The sequence below is a fragment of the Oceanospirillum sp. genome, assembly GCF_982874595.1.
Map to the genome: position 1 here is coordinate 1 of NZ_CEYNZH010000001.1, position 23,457 is coordinate 23,457.

22 protein-coding genes and 1 other RNA gene are annotated in these 23,457 nt (G+C 52.6%); 14 read left to right on the forward strand and 9 right to left on the reverse strand.

The window, feature by feature from the left end; all coding sequences use genetic code 11:
• Window positions 1-68 precede the first annotated feature (68 nt).
• Window positions 69-767, forward strand: coding sequence for an outer membrane beta-barrel protein (locus tag AC4GL5_RS00005; protein WP_490380728.1), 699 nt, complete (start codon window positions 69-71; stop codon window positions 765-767).
• Between the two features lie 21 nt (window positions 768-788).
• Here the strand turns inward: AC4GL5_RS00005 and AC4GL5_RS00010 are convergent, their stop codons facing one another.
• From AC4GL5_RS00010 to AC4GL5_RS00025, 4 genes are all read right to left on the reverse strand, one after another.
• On the reverse strand, window positions 789-1,406 hold the full coding sequence (locus AC4GL5_RS00010) for a 5-formyltetrahydrofolate cyclo-ligase (protein ID WP_490380729.1): 618 nt from the start codon (window positions 1,404-1,406) through the stop codon (window positions 789-791).
• 36 nt (window positions 1,407-1,442) lie between these two features.
• A non-coding RNA gene (gene ssrS, locus AC4GL5_RS00015) (6S RNA) lies at window positions 1,443-1,623 on the reverse strand.
• 32 nt (window positions 1,624-1,655) lie between these two features.
• Entirely contained in the window at window positions 1,656-1,979 is a 324-nt protein-coding gene (locus AC4GL5_RS00020; protein WP_490380730.1) for a cell division protein ZapA, read from the reverse strand.
• Window positions 1,972-2,184: a hypothetical protein gene (locus AC4GL5_RS00025; RefSeq protein WP_490380731.1), complete on the reverse strand. Its 213-nt coding sequence runs from the start codon at window positions 2,182-2,184 to the stop codon at window positions 1,972-1,974. Before AC4GL5_RS00025 ends, AC4GL5_RS00020 begins: the two co-directional genes overlap by 8 nt.
• Before the next feature lie 206 nt (window positions 2,185-2,390).
• On the opposite strand from AC4GL5_RS00025, the gene AC4GL5_RS00030 reads away from it, so the two are divergent.
• The 6 genes from AC4GL5_RS00030 to AC4GL5_RS00055 all read left to right on the forward strand — a co-directional run bounded on the left by AC4GL5_RS00030 (window position 2,391) and on the right by AC4GL5_RS00055 (window position 9,275).
• Window positions 2,391-2,993, forward strand: coding sequence for a UPF0149 family protein (locus AC4GL5_RS00030; RefSeq protein ID WP_490380732.1), 603 nt, complete (start codon window positions 2,391-2,393; stop codon window positions 2,991-2,993).
• A gap of 82 nt (window positions 2,994-3,075) precedes the next feature.
• Complete coding sequence (gene pepP / locus AC4GL5_RS00035) at window positions 3,076-4,515, forward strand: Xaa-Pro aminopeptidase (RefSeq protein WP_490380733.1); 1,440 nt, start codon at window positions 3,076-3,078, stop codon at window positions 4,513-4,515.
• Window positions 4,516-4,555: 40 nt separating this feature from the next.
• A complete protein-coding gene (gene ubiH, locus AC4GL5_RS00040; RefSeq protein ID WP_490380734.1) occupies window positions 4,556-5,914 on the forward strand; it encodes a 2-octaprenyl-6-methoxyphenyl hydroxylase in 1,359 nt (452 codons plus the stop codon).
• A complete protein-coding gene (locus tag AC4GL5_RS00045; protein WP_490380735.1) occupies window positions 5,914-7,191 on the forward strand; it encodes an FAD-dependent monooxygenase in 1,278 nt (425 codons plus the stop codon). Before ubiH ends, AC4GL5_RS00045 begins: the two co-directional genes overlap by 1 nt.
• Before the next feature lie 125 nt (window positions 7,192-7,316).
• Entirely contained in the window at window positions 7,317-8,582 is a 1,266-nt protein-coding gene (locus tag AC4GL5_RS00050; RefSeq protein ID WP_490380736.1) for an adenylate/guanylate cyclase domain-containing protein, read from the forward strand.
• 168 nt (window positions 8,583-8,750) lie between these two features.
• Window positions 8,751-9,275 (forward strand): YcxB family protein, encoded by a 525-nt coding sequence (locus AC4GL5_RS00055; protein ID WP_490380737.1) that lies wholly within the window; start codon window positions 8,751-8,753, stop codon window positions 9,273-9,275.
• 195 nt (window positions 9,276-9,470) lie between these two features.
• On the opposite strand, the gene AC4GL5_RS00060 is transcribed toward AC4GL5_RS00055, so the two are convergent.
• Window positions 9,471-10,172: a YjaZ family protein gene (locus AC4GL5_RS00060; protein ID WP_490380738.1), complete on the reverse strand. Its 702-nt coding sequence runs from the start codon at window positions 10,170-10,172 to the stop codon at window positions 9,471-9,473.
• Window positions 10,173-10,351: 179 nt separating this feature from the next.
• Here AC4GL5_RS00060 and AC4GL5_RS00065 point away from each other — a divergent pair, with 179 nt between their 5' ends.
• The 4 genes from AC4GL5_RS00065 (at window position 10,352) to AC4GL5_RS00080 (ending at window position 13,921) form a co-directional block, all read left to right on the forward strand.
• Window positions 10,352-11,554, forward strand: coding sequence for a class I SAM-dependent rRNA methyltransferase (locus AC4GL5_RS00065; protein ID WP_490380739.1), 1,203 nt, complete (start codon window positions 10,352-10,354; stop codon window positions 11,552-11,554).
• Window positions 11,547-12,086 carry an acyl-CoA thioesterase gene (locus AC4GL5_RS00070; protein WP_490380740.1) on the forward strand — a complete coding sequence of 180 codons (540 nt, stop codon included), beginning with the start codon at window positions 11,547-11,549 and terminating at the stop codon, window positions 12,084-12,086. The genes AC4GL5_RS00065 and AC4GL5_RS00070 overlap by 8 nt, the downstream gene beginning before the upstream one ends.
• 46 nt (window positions 12,087-12,132) lie before the next feature.
• Window positions 12,133-12,957: a hypothetical protein gene (locus AC4GL5_RS00075; RefSeq protein ID WP_490380741.1), complete on the forward strand. Its 825-nt coding sequence runs from the start codon at window positions 12,133-12,135 to the stop codon at window positions 12,955-12,957.
• A 274-nt stretch (window positions 12,958-13,231) separates the two neighbouring features.
• On the forward strand, window positions 13,232-13,921 hold the full coding sequence (locus AC4GL5_RS00080; protein ID WP_490380742.1) for a metal-dependent hydrolase: 690 nt from the start codon (window positions 13,232-13,234) through the stop codon (window positions 13,919-13,921).
• A gap of 36 nt (window positions 13,922-13,957) precedes the next feature.
• Here AC4GL5_RS00080 and AC4GL5_RS00085 read toward each other — a convergent pair whose 3' ends face one another.
• The 4 genes from AC4GL5_RS00085 to AC4GL5_RS00100 all read right to left on the reverse strand — a co-directional run bounded on the left by AC4GL5_RS00085 (window position 13,958) and on the right by AC4GL5_RS00100 (window position 19,616).
• Window positions 13,958-15,031, reverse strand: coding sequence for an NAD(P)/FAD-dependent oxidoreductase (locus AC4GL5_RS00085; protein WP_490380743.1), 1,074 nt, complete (start codon window positions 15,029-15,031; stop codon window positions 13,958-13,960).
• Window positions 15,032-15,148: 117 nt separating this feature from the next.
• Window positions 15,149-16,504: a sigma-54-dependent transcriptional regulator gene (locus tag AC4GL5_RS00090; protein WP_490380744.1), complete on the reverse strand. Its 1,356-nt coding sequence runs from the start codon at window positions 16,502-16,504 to the stop codon at window positions 15,149-15,151.
• A 55-nt stretch (window positions 16,505-16,559) separates the two neighbouring features.
• Window positions 16,560-18,884: an ATP-binding protein gene (locus AC4GL5_RS00095; RefSeq protein ID WP_490380745.1), complete on the reverse strand. Its 2,325-nt coding sequence runs from the start codon at window positions 18,882-18,884 to the stop codon at window positions 16,560-16,562.
• A gap of 12 nt (window positions 18,885-18,896) precedes the next feature.
• Entirely contained in the window at window positions 18,897-19,616 is a 720-nt protein-coding gene (locus AC4GL5_RS00100) for an FCD domain-containing protein (RefSeq protein ID WP_490380983.1), read from the reverse strand.
• A gap of 580 nt (window positions 19,617-20,196) precedes the next feature.
• Here AC4GL5_RS00100 and AC4GL5_RS00105 point away from each other — a divergent pair.
• From AC4GL5_RS00105 to AC4GL5_RS00115, 3 genes are all read left to right on the forward strand, one after another.
• Window positions 20,197-21,267 (forward strand): TRAP transporter substrate-binding protein, encoded by a 1,071-nt coding sequence (locus tag AC4GL5_RS00105; protein ID WP_490380746.1) that lies wholly within the window; start codon window positions 20,197-20,199, stop codon window positions 21,265-21,267.
• Window positions 21,268-21,490: 223 nt separating this feature from the next.
• Window positions 21,491-22,021, forward strand: a complete 531-nt coding sequence (locus AC4GL5_RS00110) for a TRAP transporter small permease subunit (protein ID WP_490380747.1) — start codon at window positions 21,491-21,493, stop codon at window positions 22,019-22,021.
• 12 nt (window positions 22,022-22,033) lie between these two features.
• Entirely contained in the window at window positions 22,034-23,419 is a 1,386-nt protein-coding gene (locus AC4GL5_RS00115) for a TRAP transporter large permease (protein ID WP_490380748.1), read from the forward strand.
• Window positions 23,420-23,457 lie beyond the last annotated feature (38 nt).

The following is a 23,457-nucleotide window of genomic DNA, read 5'->3' on the forward strand; positions in this document are numbered from 1 at the left end:
GCTATCGGACGGACACGCGCCAGCCCGATAGCCGATATGATGCACGCTCGAAGCGTTAAGGCTTTTTTATGACACTCGCACGAAAAATACAGCTTCCATTACTGATCTGCAGCGGGCTTTTAGCCACGTCTCAGGCACAAGCAGCACCCTATTATCTGACGGCAGAACTGGGACAGGTTCAAACCTCACTGGACACTGATCACTTTGAGACGTTTCATGACGCCATCGTTGCTGACGGTGGCACAGCAAAACTGACCCAAGAGGATAGCGATACCGCTTTTTCTCTGGGTTTTGGGTATCAATACACGCCTCAGGTTGCGGTCGAGATAAGCTATGTGAATTTTGGTTCGCTATCGGCCACCTCAAAAACAACGGATACCACCGGTGCGGGTGTTACCCGCTATCGGACGGTAACCGAAAAAACCGAGCAGCAGGGTCTGGTGCTGAATGCCGTGGGTCGCTATGCCCTCAACCCGCAATGGTCACTCAAGGGTACTCTGGGTGTCGCCTGGCTGGATCAGACGGCAGAAGGCCATGCGAAAGGGCGCAGTGAAACCGCCACGGGAACACTGGTATCGACAGAAGAAGAGCGCAGCAAAAAATCCAGTCAAACATGGGTACCGGTTCTGGGAATAGGCGCAGGCTACCAGCTGAATAAAACCTGGTTGCTGGAGCTGAACTGGAAGCGCTTTGAAAAGAGTGATCCGGGGCTGTTGGGAGACCAGGATCTGGGGCTGGTATCATTCGGGGTTAATCGGACTTTTTGACCTGATTCCGTTTACCGGGTTTTAAACCCGGTAAACATAGCGGTCGCTGACCACCCCCTGCAGAGGGATATCCCAATCGGCAATGGGCAGGTCATCCACTTTCTGGCATTCGTGCGCAAGGCCGATCATTGCAGGCTTGGCAAACGGGCGATGACGACTGAAAGCGAAGGTGCGGTCATAAAAACCACCACCCATGCCCATACGCCCACCTTGTTCATCAAATGCCACCAGAGGGAAGAGAACCAGATCAAGATCTTCAGGCCGGCAGCGGTTGCGCTTTTTATCTGAAAATCCCTTCAATTTGGGTTCAGGAATACCAAACCGGTTGCAGGTCATCGGGGTTTTACGATCATAACGTACAAACCAGAGGCGGTTTTCTACCAAAGGTTGCAGTACCGGCAGGTAACATTCTTTACCCATTTTACGAGCCTGTTCGATGAGCAGCCCCGGATCTATCTCGCCATCATTCGGAAGGTAGAGTGCAATTCTTTTGGCTCGTAAAAACTCAGGCATTGCCAACACGCGGGACTTCAGATCCTCTGCGGCTTTCTTTTGTTCGATAATGCTCAGAGCCCGGCGACGTTGGCGCATTTCACGACGAAGTGCCGTTCGGTTTTGCTGGATCGTTTTGTCGGTCATGAGATGGCCTGAACAGGCTTGAAAAACTAAGAAGGGGAAAGACCCGGAAGTGCCGCTGCTGTCGTTGCCCTTGAACCAATTAGGTTCAAGGTGGGTAATCATCGAAGTACCTAAGGCTTTCCGTCGCGCGGACATGCACACGGGTACTCACGGACGATTCCCTGGGTTTGTAATTAGGCTCGAGGACGTAAACAGCTGGCGAACACCCCAGGAATCAGGAAAAGATTATAACGCAGGTGAATAAAAAAATCAGGCTGCGTCGCTATCTTTATCACTCTGGCGAAGCGCCTGAATCGCAGCGGAAAGCTTTTCATTGATTCGCTGAATCTGTTCCTGAGATCCTTTGTTTTCCTGCTTACCGTGTAGCATCTCATAGGCGATATTCAGCGCTGCCATGATGGCGATCCGCTCTGTGCCGATCACCTTACCGCTATCCCGGATTTCACGCATCTTGCGGTCCAGGTATTTGGCAGAATCGACCAGATCACTCTGCTTGTCACGGGGGCAGCCGACCACGTAACTACGTTCGAGAATTTTGACTTCGACCGTTTGACTGCTTTGAGTTTCACTCATCTTGTGGCTCCGATGGCCCTAAGCGGGTTAAAAGATAACTGACTTTCTCTTCCGTGGCCTGACGTTGTTGCGTCAGGGCTTCCAGTTCTGTGGCCTGTTGGCGAAGATCACCTTTAAGCTGCTCATTCTCTTTGCGCAGATCTACGCAAATTAACAGCAGCTCATGAATCTGTTTTTCCAACTGATCTAAATCGTCAGTGTCCATAAAATTATCTTTAGCTGAGGATACCCGTACTATAGATCTGCGATTGTAACTGGTCAATTCACGTGAATGAATACTAACTTCCTGACAAATGTACTTTTTCTCGTCAAAATAGGCCCTAATCTGAGTAATCGTGAACCTGTTCCCAATTATACGCATGGGAATAACCCGATATCGTTCAAACTATCTGCCGGAGAAAGGCATTCCTTATGACAGAGATCCAACAGCAAACTGAGATTCAGCAACCCGTTTTTGCCCAAATCAGTGATCTTTTTTTGCGCAATGGCTGTTTGCACGCCCCTGCGGAGTTGCATGGTGACCTGTGCGGTCAGCTTTGTGCCGGACAGATGCCGGATCTGGATACCTGGCTGCGTCAGGCGATGCAGTTTATGGAAATCTCAGCGCTGGATTCCGATGAATCAAAAGTTGAGCTGGCAGAGCTGCTGGAGCAGACCGAAACCGGTATCAAAGATCAGGATCTGGGTTTTAAGCTACTGATCGCCGATGAGGATTTCTCCCTTAACGAACGCATGCAGACGCTTTTGGAGTGGTGTGAAGGTTTTCTGTCCGCCTTGGCGGATAATGAACGCTATAAAGAAGGTAAGCTGTCAGAAGAGCTGAAAGATGCTCTCAAAGATCTGGAAAAGATCGCAGAAATGGATGAGCAGCTTGATGACGATGAGCAGAATGAACAGGATCTGTTTGCTGTAAGCGAATATGTCCGTATGACGGCTATGATGCTCTACACCGAATGTAATCCTTCGGCCCCTCAGCTGGATGAAGCTGCCCAGGATGCTAAAAAGCTGCAGTAACCCTTCTTTCGTATCAGGAGCAAGGGCTCGAAAGCATACCGATATCGTAAACGTATAAAGGCTCGTTCAGACGGGAGTATCTATGACGCAGACAATGACTCAGCAACCGCCACAGGCTGGCGAAAGTTTGATAAACCGCAAAACCATCACGCCTGAGGGCGCGTATGCTGTCTCCCCGGAAAAGGTAGCGATGATCTCTGCTGATGAATACGCCCAGAGGCGTCAGCGTCTGATCGACCAGCTACCCCAGGGTAGTGTTGCGATCATGCCGGGAGCAGAGATCCGCTACCGCAATAACGATGCGGATTATGCCTTCCGTCAGAACAGCGATTTTTACTATCTGACCGGTTTTGCCGAAGAGGATGCCTGGCTGGTGTTAACGCCGGGGCATAAAGAGGGCGACAGCCATCTGTTTTCTCTGCCGAAAGATCGTGCGCAGGAGGTCTGGACCGGCTTCCGTATCGGTCAGGAGGCGGCACAAAACGATTACGGCATGAGCGCTGCTTACACGCTGGATCAGCTCGACAGCAAACTGCCAGAACTGCTCGATGGCGCGCAGCATCTGTTCTACCCGATGCAGGGAGATGACCCGTTGAGCCGTCGTATTAATGACTGGTGCCAGCAACTGCGTCAGAAAGCCCGTGCCGGTAAGGTCGCTCCGGAGCAGCAGCATAATCTGCTGCCCCTGATCCATGAGATGCGCCTGATCAAAAGTGAGGCGGAACTCAACATTATGCGAGCGGCCGCTGAGATCTCGGCGGCCACGCACAGCAAGGCGATGCAGGTATGTACGCCGGGTATGATGGAGTATCAGCTGGAAGCGGAATACCTGTATCACTTTATGCGTGCCGGTAGTCGTGCTCCGGCCTATAACACCATTGTTGGCGGCGGAGCTAACGCCTGTATTCTGCACTATGTCGAGAACAGTCAGCCGCTGAATGACGGTGATCTGGTGCTGGTGGATGCCGGTTGTGAACTGCAGCATTATGCGGCGGATATCACCCGAACCTTCCCGGTATCCGGTAAGTTCAGCCCCGAGCAGAGCGCCCTGTATCAGGTGGTGCTGGAAGCTCAGTATGCGGCGATTGATCAGGTACAGGTGGGGCTGGATTGCCATGCGCCACACCGCGCGGCGCTGAATGTACTCTGTCAGGGCCTGCTGGATCTGGGGCTTCTGACCGGAACGCTGGATGATGTGATCGAATCGGAAAGCTATCGTCGTTTCTTTATGCACGGCACCAGCCATTGGCTGGGCATTGATGTGCATGATGCCGGTCGCTACAAGATTGATGGTCAGTCACGGCCGCTTGAGGCGGGTATGGTGCTGACTGTCGAGCCGGGGCTGTACGTCGCCCATGACGATGAGACGGTAGATGCGCACTGGCGTGGAATCGGCATCCGTATTGAAGATAACGTCATTGTGACCGAATCCGGCCCTGAGGTGATGACCTCGGGAGTACCGAAAAATATTGCAGAAATTGAAGCACTTATGGCCGGTCAGGGCGTTGCACTGACCGCATAGCGAATACGACCCGAAACAGGTCACAGACAGGAGACAACCGGTGACAACAGCCGCTTCGGCTTCTCAGGAAGCCCGTCAGATACCCGCTTACGATATTGCCATTATCGGTGGTGGTTTAGTGGGGGCGAGTCTCGCCTGCGCACTGGAAGGTTTTGCCCGTGAGCATAATTGGTCGATCGCCGTGGTCGAGGCGGTAGCTACCGCCCATAGCCCAACGGGCAAAGCAGACGCTCATAGTGAGCCGGCTGAGATCAAAACCAGCTATGATGCCCGCTCAACCGCTCTCTCCTGGGGCACCCGTCATATCTATGAGCAGATCGGCCTCTGGCAGCAGCTGGAATCCCACGTTGCACCGATTAAACAGATTCATGTCTCCGACAAAGGCCATCTTGGCGCAACCCGCCTTAATGCAGCAGATCATCATGTAGATGCGCTGGGTTATGTCGCACCCAATATCGCTCTGGGTCAGACCCTGTTAAACGGCGTTCAACAGGCGCAGCATGTGGAATGGCTATGCCCGTTTCAGGTAACAGGTTTTGAGGTTCAGGCAGAGCGTCATCAGCTTGCCCTAAAGAGCGATGATGGCGAAGAGCGCATCATTGAAGCGGGTCTTGTGGTGCTGGCGGATGGTGGCCAGTCTGGCCTTAAGCAGCAGCTGAATATCAGCGACCATATCCGACCTTATGATCAGTACGCGATCGTCTGTAATCTCACCATGAGCCAGCCCCATAAAAACTGGGCGTTTGAACGCTTTACCGCGGATGGTCCTATGGCCTGGCTGCCCCTGCCGGGGGCTAACGATATTGCGCTGGTCTGGACGGTTCCTGCTGATCAGATCGATGACGTTAACGCCCTGACCGAAGCGGAATTTAAGCAAAAGCTGCTGCAGCTGTTCGGTTTCCGTCTGGGTGATATTGAACGCATTGGTGAGCGCCATCAGTATCCACTGACGCTGGTACGCGCCACCGAGCAGGTGCGTCCCGGTTTAGCCGTGCTGGGTAATGCCGCCCACTATATGCATCCGGTAGCGGGTCAGGGTTACAACCTGGCGTTAAGAGGGGTTGCCGAGCTGGCCGGTGTGCTGCACGAAGCGGCGCAAAATGGTGAAGCCCTGGGCAGTCTTTCCGTGCTGCAGCGTTATCAGCAGCGTCGCGAACAGGATCAGGATGCGGTCATCGGTTTCAGCGATGGTCTGATCCGTCTGTTTGCCAACGGAAATCCGGTGCTGGGTCACCTGAGAGCCGGTGGTCTGATGCTGCTGGATCGACTGAAACCCGCCAAGCGCTGGTTTGCCCGTCAGGCGATGGGGATTGGCGGCTCCTCAGTGCGCCTGAAACAGCTGATAGCAGAAAAACAGTCCGCAGATACACGCATACAGAAACAGGCAGGAGAGCTCTGATGGAGACGAATCAGCAAAACGATCAGAACCTACAGCAGTACGACCTGATCGTCGTTGGAGGCGGCATGGTCGGTGCGGCGGTTGCCTGTGGCGTTGCGCCAACCGGTATGAAGATCGCGATTCTGGAAGCGGCGGATCAGGAGCCGGTCTGGAATGCGGAAGCTGTTGATCCCAGGGTCAGTGCGCTGACGGAAGCCAGCCGACTGTTTCTGGAAAGCCTGAACGCCTGGGGTGATATGATCGAAAATCGCGTGACGCCCTACCAGCAGATGAAGGTCTGGGAAGCGGATGGCACCGGTCATATCGAATTTAACTGTGACGATGTTTTTGCGGAAAATATCGGTCATATCGTGGAGAACAGCGTCACGCTGACCTCCCTCGTTGAACAAAGTAAGCAGTTTGACAATATTCACTGGCATCGCGGTATCCGTATCGAAGGTATCAGCCCGGCTCTGGAGCAAAATGGCCAGAACGGGACCCAGCGTCAGGTGTACCTTCAGGATGGCCGCGTATTGCAGGCTGGTCTGATTGTTGCCGCCGATGGTGCCCGCTCCCGCCTGCGGGAATGGGGTGGTTTTGAAGCCCGTGAATGGGACTACGATCACGAAGCGATTGTTACCACGATTAAACTGGAACAGCCTCATCAGGGCACCTGCTGGCAACGTTTTATGCCAACTGGGCCGCTGGCGCTGTTGCCGATCACCTTCAACGGTGACGCGCATTACTGCTCTATCGTCTGGTCTACCACGCCGGACGAATGCGCCCGTCTGATGGCGCTGGATGAGGCCAGCTTCTGTGCTGAACTCACGCTTAGTTTTGAACACAAACTGGGCAAGGTGCTGAGTTGTGATCCCCGTTTCAGCTTCCCGCTGCGTCAGCGGCATGCCAAACGCTACTGGCAGCCGGGACTGGTGCTGGCCGGTGATGCGGCTCATACCATCCACCCGTTGGCAGGGCAGGGCGTAAACCTTGGCCTGCTGGATGCCGCTACCCTGGTGGAAGAGCTGACCGCTGCCTGGCAGCGTAAGCAGCCGTTGGGTATTGAGCAGACATTGGGTAAATATCAGCGCCGCCGCATGCCGGATAACCTAAAAATGATGGCGCTGATGGAAGGCTTTAAACGCCTTTACGGCCCTGTGCCTCTGCCCCTGCGCTGGTTGCGTAATACCGGCATGAGTCTGGTGAACAACACCCCGCTGGTGAAAAAGCAGCTGCTGCGTCAGGCGCTGGGTGAGCGCGATGGCCTGCCGGAAAATGCGCAGGTGCATCTGGCCTGAGGCGAAGCCGGTCTGAAACCTTAAGACTATTCTCCGTCTTAAGGTTTCTTGCCGTTAAGGCCGATAGAATCAGGCGATCAGTGATACAGAGCCGATAGCCGTTGAGCCGTTAATAAGAGATTACCATGACCGCCCGTCAGCAAACCGGACACCGTTCAGACCCTCTGGCCCTTCAGGGTGTTGAAGCCCGTTTACGGGGGCGTCGCAGTCACAGCATCGCGCTGGAACTGTTATCCAACAGTATCCACTTTCCGTTAGCGAATATTATTCTTGAGCTGCTGATCGAAGGTTTCTCGGATTACGTCTTCGAGCCGGATTTCTACACGCTGATTCTGGCCTGTCTGGTTCAGGCGTGGTGGCTGGGTAGCCGCCAGTATGAAGGACGTCCTTCCCCGTTTCTGGGCAACCTGATCGGCCCTGCGGTTTATACGCTGATCGAAGTCGCCCTTGAGGGCGCAGCCTTCTGGCAATCTCCCAATCATATCGCTTACTGGGTTTTCGCCCTTCTGGTGGGAGGTCTGCAACAATTGCAGCTTTGGCTACCCCAGGGCTTGCGTCTTTACGCCCTACTGGCCGAACACCTCTCCCGCACCTCCATTTTGCTGGTGATGTATATCATCTTTGAAATCCATGATGCTCCCAGCCTTGAAGGGGTGATGCACTTTTTCAGTGACGACAGCCATCTGTTTGTTTCCATCGTGATTGTGCTGTTGGGTCTGATCGTTGGTTTCAGTTACTGGACCGCTCAACGTTATCTGCAGACGCTGCAGGTGACTGCCGGTCAGCTGCAGGTTTATTCCGAATGGTTGCTGGGGCGCGAACTGCTGGATCGTGCAGTGGGGGATCAGGATATTCTGGGGCTATCCCGCAAAAAACGGGCGGTGCTCTTTATGGATATCCGGGGTTTTACTGCATGGAGCGAACGCCAGACGCCGGAAGAGGTCGTCGCCATGCTCAACGCCTGTTTTGCTGCGGCAGAACCCATCTGTGAGCGCTTTAAAGCGATTAAAGTGAAGCACACCGGTGATGAGATTATGGCGGTATTTGATCGTCCGGTGCGAGCGGTGGCAGCCGGTAAAGAGATGCGGGAGCGGTTAACCGAACAACTGCAGGATTACGGCCTCTCTGCCGGAGCGGGTATTCACTTTGGCGAGCTGGTAGAAGGCCTGATCGGTGGCGAGAAGGTGCGCAGTTACGACATCATCGGCGATACGGTAAATACCGCAAAAAGACTCTGTGATGCGGCCCTTGGCGGGGAACTCCTGATCTCTCAGGCGGTCGTTAATGAGGCTGCGCGGGACGATGACATCTTTTTCGGTAATCTGCCTGCGATCTACCGGGATATCAGTATGAAGGGTAAACAGGACCCGATTCAGGTGCGGGTGATTTAACCGGTCTGAAGCGGACTTTGGCATTCGCCATACTGCTACTTTATCCTGTCCGGCGCTCTGCTATGCTTAGCGCCTTTTTAATGCGCATTAACGTGTACTCAACTTATTTCAGCCCGCGGTTTGCCTCGACGGGCAGGCATTTTTGCCGGCGATCTTACAGGAGACCCTATGTCCGCCATCGAAATCAAATACCTGTGGAGTGAGCAGGTTTATCTGGAAGCCAACGACGAACATACCCGATTTGGTGCCGGAAACACCCGTGAAAAAATAGTTACCTTCGTGGTGGGTGCTCTGATTCTGCTCAGTATTTTTATGATGCTGGAGCGTGGTTTTCAGCCCGCTGATTCCATGGCTTTTATTCTGGCGATCTACTGGTTTCTGATCCGTGGCCGCATGCACAAAAAGCTGCTGCTGAGCCGTTTTCAGAAAAGTGATCAGAAAGATAAAGAGATCAGCCTGCAGTTTGATGACGAGGGTGTCAGCGCAAAAACCGGCGATAAAGTTGAAGGTCAGTTTGGCTGGGATGATATCTCTAAAGTGGTTCGTACCCCACGTGGTTTTCTGCTGTATCGGGGTGTGAACTATATTTGGGTTCCGGTGGCCGCTTTTGCTGATGATGAAGCCTGCGAGCGCTTTGCAGCATTGAGTGAGCGTAAAGGCGGCCTCTATCTGGATAAGTCAGACGCCAAATAGTCTATGTAGATTGCTTTAGCCCTCACTCCAGAATATACTGTCACTCAGTAAGAGCGAGATCGTTCGGATTGCGAGCTTTAGATTACTAAAGCTTTAAAAACCTCGCCTCCCGCGAACCAGTTGGTTTTGCGCTCCGCAAAGCGGAGATAAATAGGGATCTCGGAAATATTATGCCCTGAATACTCTAACGAGTGCTCAGGGCTTTTTCTTTTGTGTCTTCCTTCGGCTACGTTTCTTTGGTGTTGACCTGCCCTCGAAAGGTCTCCTCCCAGCAAAAATATTTCTGAGCAAAATCAAAAAAGGACGAGTGTTAGGTTTATTCTTGGGGTTTTTGAGCATTTTTACCCTGAAGTCGTCTTCCTCGGCTAGAAAAGCAGTTTCAATTACCATGCTTGCTTCATTGTTGGCCTTCTTGTGAAAGCGGAAGAGCACGACATAGAATCGGCTATCCGATTGAGCTTTAAAAAGCGCACTAAGGCAGGTCCGATCATCTCCTTTATTGGCCAGAGCACATATATTTTTGGGGTGTGTGTTTAGTGCTTGGACAAAATCAGTTAGCAGAAGTGAAGCTTGGTATTTCTCAGGACAAAACACTCTAATATCAGATGATAATGTTTTGTTCGGTGTCTCTTGTGTGGGATCTGAGGGGATATGTTCATACTTAAGAAGTAGATGCCCACTTTTCTTAAGCTTATCCATGTCGTCTTTTTGCTTTTCGAGAGCTCTGCTATAGACATGGTTCGTCGGTCTCACATGAATGGTAACAGTATCAATTCGACCATCTTCAAATGCAAAATTGGGAATAGTGATCTGCAAATTATAGATATGCATTAAACAGTAATCTTGCTGCTCTCCTGCAACATTGATTGTAATTGTATCCATATTGTTAGATGGCATATCTAGGTCCTGGGTCTCAGAAGACAATTATTATATCAATGATTCAGTAACTTTTTAGTAACTGTATAACTGAGAACCCATTGCCGAGTTTAAATAACAGTATTGTCAGCTATAATGCTCGCCCATTGCAGAGCAGAGGCTCTGGCAAAACTGGATTTCCCTGCCGACGAGAGAAGATCATGTCATCAAGCCCCCTTGCCACCCTGCGCCTGCGTAAAAACGCTGAGCGTCGTATCCGTGCCGGTCATATCTGGCTGTACAGCAACGAAGTCGATACTAAAATCTCGCCACTGCGCAATTACACTACCGGGCAGCAGGTGATCGTTGAGGGTTATAACGGCAAGGTGCTGGGCACCGCTTATATCAACCCGCAGACCCTGATCTGTGCCCGTATGATCAGTCAGGATCCGGAGCAGGTACTGGACAAACCCCTGCTGGTGCACCGTATTAAGATCGCACTGGGTCTGCGTGAGCTGGCGTTCCCGACACCGCACTACCGTTTGGTGTACGGGGAGAGTGATCTGTTGCCGGGTCTGGTGGTGGATCGTTTTGGCGATGTGTTGTCGGTACAGCTGAACACCGCCGGTATGCAGGTGCTGGAAGAGGATATTCTGGATGCGCTGGAGAAGGTGGTTAAGCCGCAGGCGATTGTACTGCGTAACGACGGCGGTATGCGTAAGTTGGAAGGTCTGGAAGAAGAGACCCGTGTCGCCCGCGGTACGCTGCCGGATGAGGTGTATCTGGAAGAGAACGGCGTTAAGTTCCATGTGCCGATTCTCACCGGCCAGAAAACCGGTTGGTTCTACGATCACCGTATGAACCGTGCCCGCCTGCAGCATTACTGCAAAGGCAAAAAAGTGCTGGATCTGTTCAGCTATGTGGGTGGCTGGGGTGTTCAGGCTGCTGCCGCTGGCGCAAGCTCTGTGCTCTGCGTGGATGCCTCTGAAACCGCACTGGATGAAGTGGAAAAGAACGCCGCGCTGAACGGTGTACAGGATAAAGTGGAAACCATGCTGGGGGATGCGTTTGAAGCCCTGAAACAGCTGATTCAGGAAGGTGAGCGCTTTGATGTGATCGTGCTTGACCCTCCTGCCTTTATCAAACGCCGCAAAGATATCAAAAACGGTGAGCTGGCTTACCAGCGTATCAACCAGCTGGCGATGCGCCTGCTGGAAAAAGACGCCATTCTGATCTCCGCGTCCTGCTCGATGCATCTGGCCTATGATCGTCTGATCGACATCGTGCGCAGCACCTCCCGCCACGTGGATCGTCAGGCGCAGATTCTGGAACAGGGTCATCAGGGTGCTGATCACCCGGTACATCCGGCGATTCCGGAGACTGCTTATCTGAAATCTCTGGTGGTTCGCGTTTTCCGTGACTGATACCAGAGGCGATAAAAACAGGTTACCCACACCGGCTGCCGGACAGGAGGTTGTGGATAACAGTTCGGTGGCAGATGCGGATTCCCTGAACTGGCGGTTGCCGGAACAGGGACAGCAGCAACCTTTTCTGCTACCCATTACCGTTTCCTCTGATGCTATCGATCATTACAGCCACGTGAATAATGCGGTCTACCTGAAGTGGCTGGAGGAAGCGGGTTGGGCGCATCTCCATCAGCTGGGGATCACCCTTGAGTGTTATAAAGCCTGGGATGTCGCCATGGTGGTGTACCGGCATGAGCTGGATTATGTTGCTCCCGCCCATGAAGGCGATCAGCTGATCATGGCGACCTGGCTGGAGCGTCATAACCGCATCAGCGCCTTCCGCCGTTTTGAGCTCAAACGCATCGGTGACGGCAAGACACTCTTCAAAGCCTACAGCCATTACGTCTGCACCACTATGAGCAAGGGCAAAGCCCGACGTATCCCGAAAGCGCTGACAGAGTGTTATGATCTGGCTTGTCCATCGGGCTGAGACTGATGGCACTCTGACTTAGTGATCTCCGGGACGACTACACGCAATGAAGCTCTATCTTTACCTCTCTTTCCGCCATCTGGATGTACTGCGTAATAACCGCCTGCATTTTAGTGGTGCGCTGGAACGGCAGGATCCGTTTGAGAATAACCGTCCCTCTGTTCGCAAAGCGCCGGAACAAACACCGATCAGCAACGAAGCCTTTCAGGCAGAACTGCGTCGTCAGTACGCTGCTCTACCTGCTCATATGCAGTCACTGGTCACTGAAGAGTATTTCTGTGAGCAGGCGGCCAAAAAACGCCCGGCGATTGAAAAGCAGATGCGTCAGCGTCAGCAGCCAAAAGTGAAAAAACTGCCGGATCCGAAAAAACTGGAATCCCTTGCGATCTGCCGTCTGTTTAAGTCACCGGATAATCCTGTGTTGTGGGAACGCTACGGTGATAACTACAAGGGCTTTGTGGTAGAGCTGGATGGCGGCCACAGCTACTTTATGAACCCCAAGCATAAAGAGCAACCACAGGTACTGCGCCCTGTGACCTACTCCAATGAACGCCCTTCGGTTAAGGCCCGAGTGCAGCCTTTCCCATCGCTGTTTTACCGTGGTGAAGGCTGGAGCTTTGAGCAGGAAGTGCGTCTGGTGCGCCCGAAAGACGCCGCAGACAAAGTCGCTACGGCCGGTAATCAGGAGTTTTTTCTGTTTAACTTTCCGCCGGGGTTGGTAAAACAGGTTGTCACGGGCTGTAACGCCAGCCCGGAAGACCGCAAGCAGCTGAAGCAGCTGTTGTCGGTGGATCTGCGTTTTAAGAAGGTTCAACAGGCTAATCTCTGGCTGGACCCCGATCTGTTCGAACTGCACGTTAAGCCCGCCTGAGCACTTTTAACGACGGAGTCTGGTATTTTGCTCAATGCTAGGCTCCGGACATCCCCTTTCTTGCTTTTCCTCACTAAAGACCTGGATCAACACCGGATTTATTACTGGTTTTATTTCCAGTAATCGCTATGCTTCGAGGTGTTAACTCTTTGTTTTTATATGCATTAACTTGCTCATTGTATGAGTGGTCAGGCCGTTTTGTTATTTCTGTGTCCGTTCTGATCCTGCTTGCGAGTGTGTCTTTAGTTTGCATGGTGTTTTTAAGGGATAAGCTATGGCCAATTTTCAGACCCATCTGGGGGGCGCTGCTCTGGGTGGTGGTTTAGTGTTATCCGGCGCGTTAGTGACCAATCTGATGACGCTGAACGAAGCGATTGCCGGTTGGTGTCTGGTGATGATTGGCGGCATTCTGCCGGATATCGACTCCGATCATTCCAATGTGGTGCGGGCGCTGTTTTCTATTCTGGGTGGGATTGCAGCGGTGTTGTCTGTCGTTGCCCTGGCGGACAAAGTACCTATCGCAGGCTTATGGGTGGCGGGCACCATCAGTTTTATCGCTGTGCGTTATGGTGTCTGGTATATATTTGCCCGCTTTACCGTACACAGGGGAATTTTTCATTCCCTGCTGGCAGGCTGTTTGTTCGCAGTTTTCTCCGCATTTCTGGCCTATCGGGCGGTGGGGTTGTCGGAAGAGGTGAGCTGGCTGATGGGGGTGAGTCTGTTGATCGGCTACCTGATCCATCTGGCATTAGATGAGTGCTACAGCGTAGATCTGACCAATGCGCGTATCAAGCGCTCCTTCGGAACCGCGTTTAAGCTGTTCGACTACCAGAACATCGGTAATACCATTCTGATGCTGAGCCTGCTGATGGGGCTGATTATTACCGTCGCGCCACCCATCAGCGAACTCTGGTACCTGATGACGGATCCCAGAGTGCGCTGGAGCTGGCAGAAGAGTTGGTAGTTGGTAATTAGTAGTCGGTCGGTTGGAATTATTTCGTCAGGGCGTGCTTTTCAGGTCAGTCAGCAGGGCGTGGCTGAGTGCCATGGCGGATTGCCAGCTGGCCTCAAAGCCGAACCCCGCCAGCCAGTCACCACAAACAGAAAGTCCGGTTTGCGGATCATGCAGAAAACCGGAATCCAGATTCAGGCTGGTGCAGGTGCTGTACAGCCAGCGATGGCAGCGGGCGCTGTCTGCAATCGGCTGGGACTGCATCAGCTGATGGAACGCGTGTTCCAGGTCTTTCTGTACGTGCTCTTTCTCATCATCCACCATCTGCAGACTCCAGTCGGCTCTGGCCTGAATCACCCAGACATCCTCGGATGGATGACGCCCCGGTTTACGACTGTCCCGCACTACGCGGCGCAAAATGGGATGCTCACCTTCAAACAGTTCAATAGGCGTGCTTAATGGCGTCTCATAGCCCAGCACCAGTGTCCAGCAGGCATCCGGCTCAACCTGTTGTGCTAATGCCTGCAGTGCAGGCTCTGCTTTCAGCAGGGGAACGGCCTGAGGTGCGGGTGTGGCAACGACTACCTGATCAAATTCACCAAGACTCTTGTGCGCCGTATCTGTGAGGCTAAGGCGGTTGCCTGAGATGCTGATCTTAGGCGTGATGGATTCGACGCGGACTTCGTTGTGCAGTTGAATATTGTCGTGATCAATCAGAGAGCGGGTTAGTGCGCTAAGCCGATTGTGGCCCACGTAGCGTTTACGGTCGGGTTGTGCTTCCCGCTGGAAGTTCTGAGTAATGGGTTGCCAGAGGTGCAGGTGTCCGGCAGCTTCCTGCTCGGAGAGCCAATCCTGAAACGGCAGGTTATGGGCTGTCGGTTTGGCTTCCCACTCCAGCCAGCTGGCGCCAAGGTCAGCCGTTTCGTTCCCGATGCGGCAACTTGCCAGACGACCACCGGTACCCCGGCTTTTCTCATACAGAGTGACAAGGCAACCAGCATCGGCCAGTTGGCGGGCAAGCGTACAACCCGCAAGACCGGCACCAATAATGGCGATGGAAGGGGCGGATGACTTGCCCGACGTAGTGTTTGATGACGCTGATGGTGACTGAGACGATGACATAGAGTAACCCCGTGTTTTTTATGGGTCTTACTACGCAGGTTAGCAGGTTTCGGTTTGGCCGGACAAATGAGGTATCTGTCCGGTGATCTGTTTCAGGTGGTCTGTTGTTGGCGGTGATCAGGTAAAGTCATCCCGTTTCAGGCCGTATTTTTTCAGTTTGTCGTACAGGGTTTTTCGGGGCAGGCCGAGGGCTTCCATGGTCAGTTTGATGGAGCCTTTCTGGCGGGCCAGTTCCTGTTCGATCAGGCTGCGCTCAAACATCTCGATCTGTTGCGGCAGGGTCAGGGGAGCAGTGGATTCTTCGCCGTACATCAGCTGTTCAAGGTTGTAATCGCAGGTTTCCCCTAAAAGCACATAACGCTCGGCCAGATTGCGCAACTCCCGCACGTTGCCCGGCCAGTTGTGGCTCATGAGTACGGAAATATGACCACCATCCAGAGGCGGTGCTTCGCGGCCAACACGGTTCGATGCCACAAGTACAAAGTGCTGGAACAGCAGGGGGATATCTTCCATACGCTCCCGCAGGGGCGGAATTTCCAGCGTGACCACGTTCAGCCGGTAGTAGAGATCTTCCCGGAAGTTGCCCTCTTCTGCCGCCTGCTTCAGGTCCACCTTGGTGGCGGCGATGACGCGGATATCCAGCGGGATCAGCTCGTTACTGCCCAAGCGCTCGATGCAGCGCTCCTGCAGGACACGCAACAGCTTCACCTGCAGAGAGAGCGGCATGCTTTCGATTTCGTCCAGAAACAGGGTGCCACCATTGGCATGTTCAAACTTACCGATGCGGCGCTTCTGAGCACCCGTAAAAGCACCGGGCTCGTGGCCGAACAGCTCGGATTCAATAATGGATTCCGGTACCGCACCACAGTTGATGGCAACGTAGTTTTTACCCTGACGGGGGCTGTGTTCATGCATAAAGCGGGCGATCTGATCTTTACCGGCACCGGTTTCGCCAAACAGAAGCACATCGGTCTGCAGGGGGGCAACCTGCCCCACCATGCGCAGCAGTTGCTGCATATTGCGGGTTTTACCGATGATGCGCGGGCCGGGAGCGCTGTGTACTTCCAGATCCTGTTTCAGCTGGCGGTTTTCCAGTGTCAGACGACGTTTCTCTTCCGCGCGTTTGACCACATCCAGCAGTAGCTCATTGGAGAAGGGTTTTTCCAGAAAGTCATATGCGCCTTCCCGGATTGCATTGACCGCCATGGAGATATCGCCGTGACCCGAGATCAGGATGATAGGAATGTCGCGGTCGATGCGCAGGGCTTCACGCATAAATTCCAGACCATCCATGCCTGGCATACGAATATCCGAGATGATGACACCGTCCCAGTCTGGGGAGAGCTGGTGCAGAGCATGCTCGGCATTGTCGAAGCTTTTTGGGTTGTAGCCTGCCAGCGAAAGAGTTTGTGCCACGGTAATCCGAAGATGTTTCTCGTCATCAATCACAAAAACGTCGGTGGACTGGCTCATAAACTTCTCGCTGTTTTCGGCTTATATCAACCGTTATCGGCTCTAAGATGGGCCGTTAACGATAGGAGGTTTTTCCCGGCTGTAAATTATCTGTTGAGCATTCCAGTTCCGACAGAGTTTCGGAGGCTTGGGCCTCCGGGAGGCTTACCCGCAGCGTTGCGCCACCTTCTGGCCGGTTAAAAGCGGTAATGTTACCACCAAAATCACTGATGATCCGGTAGGAGATTGAAAGCCCCAGTCCCAGCCCTTTGCCTCCTTCCCGGGTACTGAAGAAGGGGTTAAAGATCTGGCGCAGGTTTTCATCGGCAATACCGGGGCCGCTGTCAGCAACATCGATGCAGATCTGTCCTTTGACGGCATCGTCCAGAGTATCCTGCTCATGAATACGGTGCAGGCTGATCCTGATCCCGCGCTCATCTCTTCCCGTGACCGCCAGTAAGGCGTTGCTGATCAGGTTAACAATCACCTGTTCCAGTCGAACCGCATCAGCGCGGACAAAAAGATCCTGCTCCGGCAGGCTGACCTCAAGGGCGATCTGTTCTTTCTCCAGTTGAGGCCGAAACAGACGCAAAGCATATTCAATGGTCGCCTGAGTAGAAACAACTGCCAGCTGGCCTTCGCTCTTACGGGCAAAGAGTTTCAGCTGGGCACTGATAGTTGCCATGCGGTCGGTCAGCTCAACGATCTGCTGCAGGTTCTCGCTGGCCATATCGGAACGGTCACGTTCGATAAAGGTCATGCTGTTTTCTGCATAGGCACGAATCGCTGCTAAAGGCTGATTCAACTCGTGGTTGATGCTGGCGCTCATCTGGCCGAGTACCGCCAGCTTGGCCGCCTGAATCAGCTCATCCTGTGTTTTCTGCAGTGTTTCTGTGGTGTTTCTGTGCTGTTCAATCTCTTGTTTCAGTCGCTGATTGGTCTCGGTGAGATCCTGGGTTCGCTCAACAACCCGGCTTTCCATCTCATCATAAGCCGCCTGCAGCGCTTCTTCGTGCTGTTTCCGCTCGGTAATATCGTGCAGGGTGATCATATAGTCAGAGCCCTGACTGCGGCTCATGCGGCTAACCACAATCTCAATAGGAACCGCCCGACGGTCTTTACGCAGGCCAAGGGTTTCCAGTGGGTGACTACTGGCTTCCATCAGCGCCAGTTGGCAGCTGTCCCGGTGATCCTGATGGATCAGGTCACAAAAATTATGGCCGTGCAGTTCATGCAGCTGATAGCCGAACAGGACTTCGGCGGAGGGGTTGATGTAATCGGCCTTACCGGTTCGGTCCATGGTGATAATGCCGGCCTTGGTATTGTCCAGAATGGCCCGAATGCGCGCTTCGTTGGCTTCCAGCGCTTTCTTGGTTTCCCGGTCGTGACGCACCCGCTCACGATGGATGCGCTGGCGTTGCAGACTGTATAGCGTGAGAAGTACCAGCACCATGTAGATACCGGCAGCTAACAGACCGTTTTTCAGGATCTCGGTTCGTACGCTTTTGGTACTTTTCAGAATATGCAGATGCCATCCCGCGTTCGGCATAGAGCGGTTAAACTGCAGATAAGTGTTAACCTGCGCCTTGCTGCTTTCTGTACCAGAAGCGACCTTGACCAGTTGCCCGTCACCAAACGTTTCTGCCAATTTAAAAGCCAGTGGAACAATCTCTTTGTCACCATAACGCTTGGAATCACGAATCTGACTCCGGACGTCGTCACTGATCGGTTGGATGCTGTTCAGCAACCACTCCGGCTTACTGCTGATAAAAATGATGCCTTCAGGGTCGGTGACAATAAATTCGGTCGCCGGGTCTTTCCAGGGGATTTCCAGATTACGTACGACAATCTTGACCACCAGAACACCAATGGGTGAGCCACTGAAAACCGGGTAAGAGAAGTAATAACCCCGTTCACCGGAAGTGGTGCCCAAGCCATAAAAGCGGCCTGGCTTGCCTTTGATCGCCTGCTGATAGTAAGGCCGGTAACTGAAGTTCTTACCAATAAAACTTTTCGGACTTTGCCAGTTACTGGCCGCTATTGTGGTGCCATTGGCATCTAACAGGTAGATATCAGAAACGTTTGTGATCTGCTTGAAGTTCTTCAGGGTTGCATTCAGCTGCTGGATTTTATCGGATTGAGGTTCCCGTAGAACATCCGCCAGATTTTGTTTGTTGACCAGGATCTCCGGCAGAAATTCATATTTATCCAGTTTGCCACGCAGACTGGCGACATTCAGGGTCAGTTCGTTACGGGCCTGGGCCTCCAGTTTGCTGAGCTCATAATGCTCCGTCCAGGCGGCTACCTGCCAGATAATAAAGACAAACAGTAGCAGCATTCCTAAACTGCTGGTTAGGTTGCTGCCACTGTCCTGCTGATCCTGAAATGCTGGGTTTGCCATAGTTTTTTCCGGTTACACCGGTTGCGTTTGCGCCCGACGCAGGGAGCGCTGTACGCGGGTTTCCTGCCGACTCATCTCAAGCAGACTGTCTTCAACGAAAACCAGATGCTCGTGAGCCATGGCGCGGGCTTTATCGGGGTTGCCTTCCATAATGGCGTCGTACATCGCTTTATGCTGTTCAAGCAGGATAGGACGGGATTCTTTTTTCTCGAACAGGTTCTTCAGGTTAGCAACGATGCTCTTTTCCAGCATGCTGAACAGGCCTCTCAGGGTATGTAACAGCACGACGTTGTGGGCCGCTTCGGCGATGGCCATATGGAATTCAGCGTCTACCTTGGCTTCCAGAACCGGATCGTTCTTTTCATACACCGCCATCAGGTTATTGAAACGCTTGGTGAGCATCTCTTTATCGGCCTCGGTGCTGCGCAGAGCCGCGTAGTAGGCAGAGATACCTTCCAGAGCATCACGAAACTCCAGCTGATCATAAAGAAATTCATTATGGGAGCTGAGCAGATCCTGCAGCGGATCGGTAAAGGAGGTGCCCAGCTGCTCCGATACATAAGTACCGCCGCCATGACGGCTGAACAGCAGGCCCCGGGCGATCAGTTTCTGAATCGCTTCACGTAACGAAGGGCGCGAAACTTCAAACTGAGTCGCCAGCTCTCGCTCCGGCGGCAGTTTCTGTCCCGGTTTGAATGTTCCTTCAAGAATCATCCCTTCCAGTTGCTGCATGATGATGTCTGATATTTTGGGCTGTTTAACCCGACGGTAGTTGCTGCTTTCCACTGTGGTGAACCTAAGTGAGCTTAAATAGTAGGGGTGGCTAATTAATGGTAAGAGGCAAAAGATGACGGTGCTGTGCAGATTTAGCAACTAAATCTGCCAAAAAAATGCCGAATAAAATTGGTAATACCAATGCTAGTGGCAAAAAAATGAACTGTCAATTCCTGTTCGGCATCAGAACTTAAGCCTGAAAAAAATCATTTTCCCCGATAAAAGATAAATCGCCTGCCTTTCAGAATGTTGCTGCGTCTTTAACACCCCGTCTTTACGGCATTCTAGTGGATATGACGGATTTCTTACCGTTTTAAGCACCACGGAGGGGCAGTGACTGATACTTAAGTTGTATTCTGGTGCAAAGATATTTGACAAGAGGCGGATAAGGTCTCTATCTTTGCTTACTGAATCTTGTAAATTGGTTTGACCAATTTGGTTCTGTTGAGGATTTACCGGGACATGCCGTCGATTAGCGCGCAAAGACGTTCCCGGTGACTGATAAAAATAAACAAATCCAAACGCACGGGAATCGATCATGAAAAAAATGATGAAAGCCACTCTGGCAGCAGCTTCCGTATCTGTTGCTGTGTCCGGTATCGCTCTGGACGCGCAGGCCGCTGATAAGAAAATTCTACTTAAAGTGCCAGTGGCATTCGCAACCAACCTGCCAGGTCTGGGCTCTCCAATTCCGAAGGTAGCCGAGCAGGTTAAGCTGGTATCCAACAACAGCATCCGTATGAAAGTGTATGAGCCGGGTAAGCTGGTGGCGCCTTTCGAAATTCTGGATGCGGTCTCCCGCGGTAAAATTAATGCAGGCTACACCACTGCCGGTTACTGGGCGGGTAAGATTCCTGCATCTCCGATCTTTTCTGCAGTGCCGTTTGGACCTGATGCCGGTGAATACATGGCATGGATGTACTACGGCAATGGTCTGAAGCTGTATCAGGAAATGTATGATCAGGCAGGCTACAACGTAAAAGTACTGCCGTGTGCGATTACGCCACCGGAGACCTCCGGTTGGTTCGCAAAACCGATTGAGAAGCCTGAAGATCTGGAAGGCCTGCGTATGCGCTTCTTCGGTCTGGGTGCCAAGGTGATGGAGAAACTGGGTGTTTCTACGTCATTGCTGCCAGGGTCAGAAATTTTCCCGGCACTGGAAAAAGGCGCCATTGATGCGACCGAATTCTCCATGCCAGCGGTCGATACCCGTGTGGGTTTCCACAAAATTGTGAAGTACAACTATTTCCCTGGCTGGCACCAGCAGTCCACCATCTTTGAACTGCTGATCAACAAAGACACCTGGAACAAGATGTCTGAATCACAGCAGGCGGTCATGAATCAGGTATGTAAAGCGTCTATGGCTGACTCCTTCGCTGAAGGTGAAGCGACCCAGTTTGCTGTCATGAATGAGAACGTTGAGAAAAACAACGTGAAAATCATGAAGTGGAACGACACCATGCTGGATGCATTTAAGTCTGCATGGACAGAGGTGGTGCAGGAAGAAGCTGCAAACGATGCCTTCTTCAAGAAAGTGTGGGATGACCTGAATGAATTCCGCGAAGACTACAAAGTCTGGGGACAGAACGGCTATCTGCCACGTCAGTAATTCGGCCTGGATTATTGAACGGTCAGCGACCGGTTGAGATATAGGGAGGCTCAGGGTCTCCCGATATTCTTTAACCCAATAAGGGGAAGTGTTTAGCAACCTGCCCTGTGATTGAATTAAAGAAGCCTTGCCTGCCGGTTTTGCCGGCCAGAGGCCAACCAAATCCGGCCTTCCTTATTGTTGTGCCATTAATTCCCCCAAAGATGTTTTCAGGAGCGTGGCTGTGTCTCACACAACGTCCTCTCCCAAGGTAAATGTGCCGTTAGCTGACTTTCTGGACAAGATTGTCCTGTCAGCGGGCAAGATTTTCGCTTGGGCCTATGTCGTGCTTATGGTGGTCATTATTGTGCAGGTTGTTCTGCGCTATGGCTTTAATCATGGTCTTGTTGTGCTGGAGGAGCTGCAGTGGCACCTCTATGCTGTCGGTGTGATGTTTGGTGTCTCCTATGCGCAGGTGACCAACTCCCATATCCGTGTTGACCTTTTTCACATGCGACTCAGTACCCGGGCTCAGCGCCTGTGGGAGATCTTTGGCATCCTGTTTCTGATGTTCCCTTTTGTCTATGTGGTTTTCGATTCGAGCCTGCCTTTTGTGTATGACTCCTGGCGGATCGGAGAAAGCTCAGCATCACCAACGGGTCTGCCGTATCGTTGGATTATTAAGTCTGTGATTCCGCTGAGTTTTGGTCTGTTATTCCTGGCTGGTCTGTCGCGCCTGATGCGTGATGTGGTTGGTCTGGTAAAAGGTGAGTAAGGGGTTCGTCAGATGGAAGTAAATGAGATTCTTGTCATCGCGATGTTCCTTAGCTTCATCGTGTTACTGTTCACCGGTTTCCCGGTGGCGTTTGTTCTGGGTGGCGTCGGCGTGGCGTTCGCCTTTATCGGTTACCTGTCGGATATCTATCTGGATACCTTTACCGGTCTGGATATGCTCACCCTGAGTCTGGTGGTGAACCGTATCTATAAGATCATGGATAACTGGGTCATGGTGGCCCTGCCCATGTTTATCTTTATGGGTATCATGCTGGACCGTTCCGGTGTTGCTGAAAAACTGATGAATTCGATTCAGCAGCTGTTTGGTCGCGTTCGTGGTGGTCTGGCGATTACGGTCACCCTGATCGGTATTATTCTGGCGGCATCCACCGGTATTGTGGGTGCGTCGGTTGTACTGCTGGGTCTGATGTCTCTGCCGGCTATGCTGGAGCAGAAATACTCTAAGCCGCTGGCGCTGGGCACTATCGCTTCTGCCGGTACGCTGGGTATTCTGATTCCGCCATCTATCATGCTGGTGATCATGGCCGATCAGCTGGCGCTGTCTGTGGGCGATCTGTTCATGGGCGCAGTGATTCCGGGGCTGATGCTGGGCTTTATGTATGTCGTCTTTATTCTGTCCGTAGGCATCTTTAAGCCTTCTGCGGCACCGCTACCGGCAGATGCTAAGCCGGTTGAGATGAAGATGATCCTTGCGGTGTTCAAAAGTATTCTGCCACCGGTTGCCCTGATTGTTGCGGTACTGGGCTCTATCTTTGCCGGTATTGCGACCGCAACGGAAGCGTCCGGTGTTGGTGCGCTGGGTGCGACCCTCCTGGCTTGGTACAACAAAAAGCTGAACTTCAAAGTCTTTAAAGAAGTTGCACAGGGTACTTATAACACCACGGCTTATATCTTTGCGGTTTTCCTGGGTGCGACCTGTTTTGCACTGGTGCTGCGTGAGCTGGGCGGTGATGAGCTGATCGAACACTGGCTGACCAGCCTGCCATTCGGTACTTACGGCATTATTGCCTGTGTACTGGCGATCATCTTCCTGCTGGGCTTCTTTCTGGACTGGATTGAGATCACCCTGATTGCACTGCCACTGCTGGCACCTGTGATCTCTGCACTGGGCCTGGATATCGATGGTTACGGTGTGGTGGATAACCCGGAGCTGGTTTGGTTTGTGATGCTGGTGGCGATGGCCTTGCAGACATCCTTCCTGACACCGCCCGTGGGCTTCTCCATCTTCTACCTGAAAGGTGTTTGCCCACCGGATGTGAAGCTGTCTGATATCTATAAAGGTGTGGTTCCTTTCATCCTGATTCAGTTGCTGGCGCTGGCGATTATTGTTGCCTGGCCTGAACTGGTGCTCTGGCTGCCTGCCATGGCTTACGGTTAAGCGAATAGCCACTTAAGCCTGTATCCGCCCGGATGCAG

Bases quoted from the DNA above. Each gene is read 5' to 3' on its own strand.
- AC4GL5_RS00005 (WP_490380728.1), top strand. From the start codon at position 69: ATGACACTCGCACGAAAAATACAGCTTCCATTACTGATCTGCAGCGGG.
- AC4GL5_RS00010 (WP_490380729.1), bottom strand. From the start codon at position 1,406: ATGACCGACAAAACGATCCAGCAAAACCGAACGGCACTTCGTCGTGAA.
- AC4GL5_RS00020 (WP_490380730.1), bottom strand. From the start codon at position 1,979: ATGAGTGAAACTCAAAGCAGTCAAACGGTCGAAGTCAAAATTCTCGAA.
- AC4GL5_RS00025 (WP_490380731.1), bottom strand. From the start codon at position 2,184: ATGGACACTGACGATTTAGATCAGTTGGAAAAACAGATTCATGAGCTG.
- AC4GL5_RS00030 (WP_490380732.1), top strand. From the start codon at position 2,391: ATGACAGAGATCCAACAGCAAACTGAGATTCAGCAACCCGTTTTTGCC.
- pepP (WP_490380733.1), top strand. From the start codon at position 3,076: ATGACGCAGACAATGACTCAGCAACCGCCACAGGCTGGCGAAAGTTTG.
- AC4GL5_RS00045 (WP_490380735.1), top strand. From the start codon at position 5,914: ATGGAGACGAATCAGCAAAACGATCAGAACCTACAGCAGTACGACCTG.
- AC4GL5_RS00050 (WP_490380736.1), top strand. From the start codon at position 7,317: ATGACCGCCCGTCAGCAAACCGGACACCGTTCAGACCCTCTGGCCCTT.
- AC4GL5_RS00055 (WP_490380737.1), top strand. From the start codon at position 8,751: ATGTCCGCCATCGAAATCAAATACCTGTGGAGTGAGCAGGTTTATCTG.
- AC4GL5_RS00060 (WP_490380738.1), bottom strand. From the start codon at position 10,172: ATGCCATCTAACAATATGGATACAATTACAATCAATGTTGCAGGAGAG.
- AC4GL5_RS00065 (WP_490380739.1), top strand. From the start codon at position 10,352: ATGTCATCAAGCCCCCTTGCCACCCTGCGCCTGCGTAAAAACGCTGAG.
- AC4GL5_RS00075 (WP_490380741.1), top strand. From the start codon at position 12,133: ATGAAGCTCTATCTTTACCTCTCTTTCCGCCATCTGGATGTACTGCGT.
- AC4GL5_RS00080 (WP_490380742.1), top strand. From the start codon at position 13,232: ATGGCCAATTTTCAGACCCATCTGGGGGGCGCTGCTCTGGGTGGTGGT.
- AC4GL5_RS00085 (WP_490380743.1), bottom strand. From the start codon at position 15,031: ATGTCATCGTCTCAGTCACCATCAGCGTCATCAAACACTACGTCGGGC.
- AC4GL5_RS00090 (WP_490380744.1), bottom strand. From the start codon at position 16,504: ATGAGCCAGTCCACCGACGTTTTTGTGATTGATGACGAGAAACATCTT.
- AC4GL5_RS00095 (WP_490380745.1), bottom strand. From the start codon at position 18,884: ATGGCAAACCCAGCATTTCAGGATCAGCAGGACAGTGGCAGCAACCTA.
- AC4GL5_RS00100 (WP_490380983.1), bottom strand. From the start codon at position 19,616: ATGCAGCAACTGGAAGGGATGATTCTTGAAGGAACATTCAAACCGGGA.
- AC4GL5_RS00105 (WP_490380746.1), top strand. From the start codon at position 20,197: ATGAAAAAAATGATGAAAGCCACTCTGGCAGCAGCTTCCGTATCTGTT.
- AC4GL5_RS00115 (WP_490380748.1), top strand. From the start codon at position 22,034: ATGGAAGTAAATGAGATTCTTGTCATCGCGATGTTCCTTAGCTTCATC.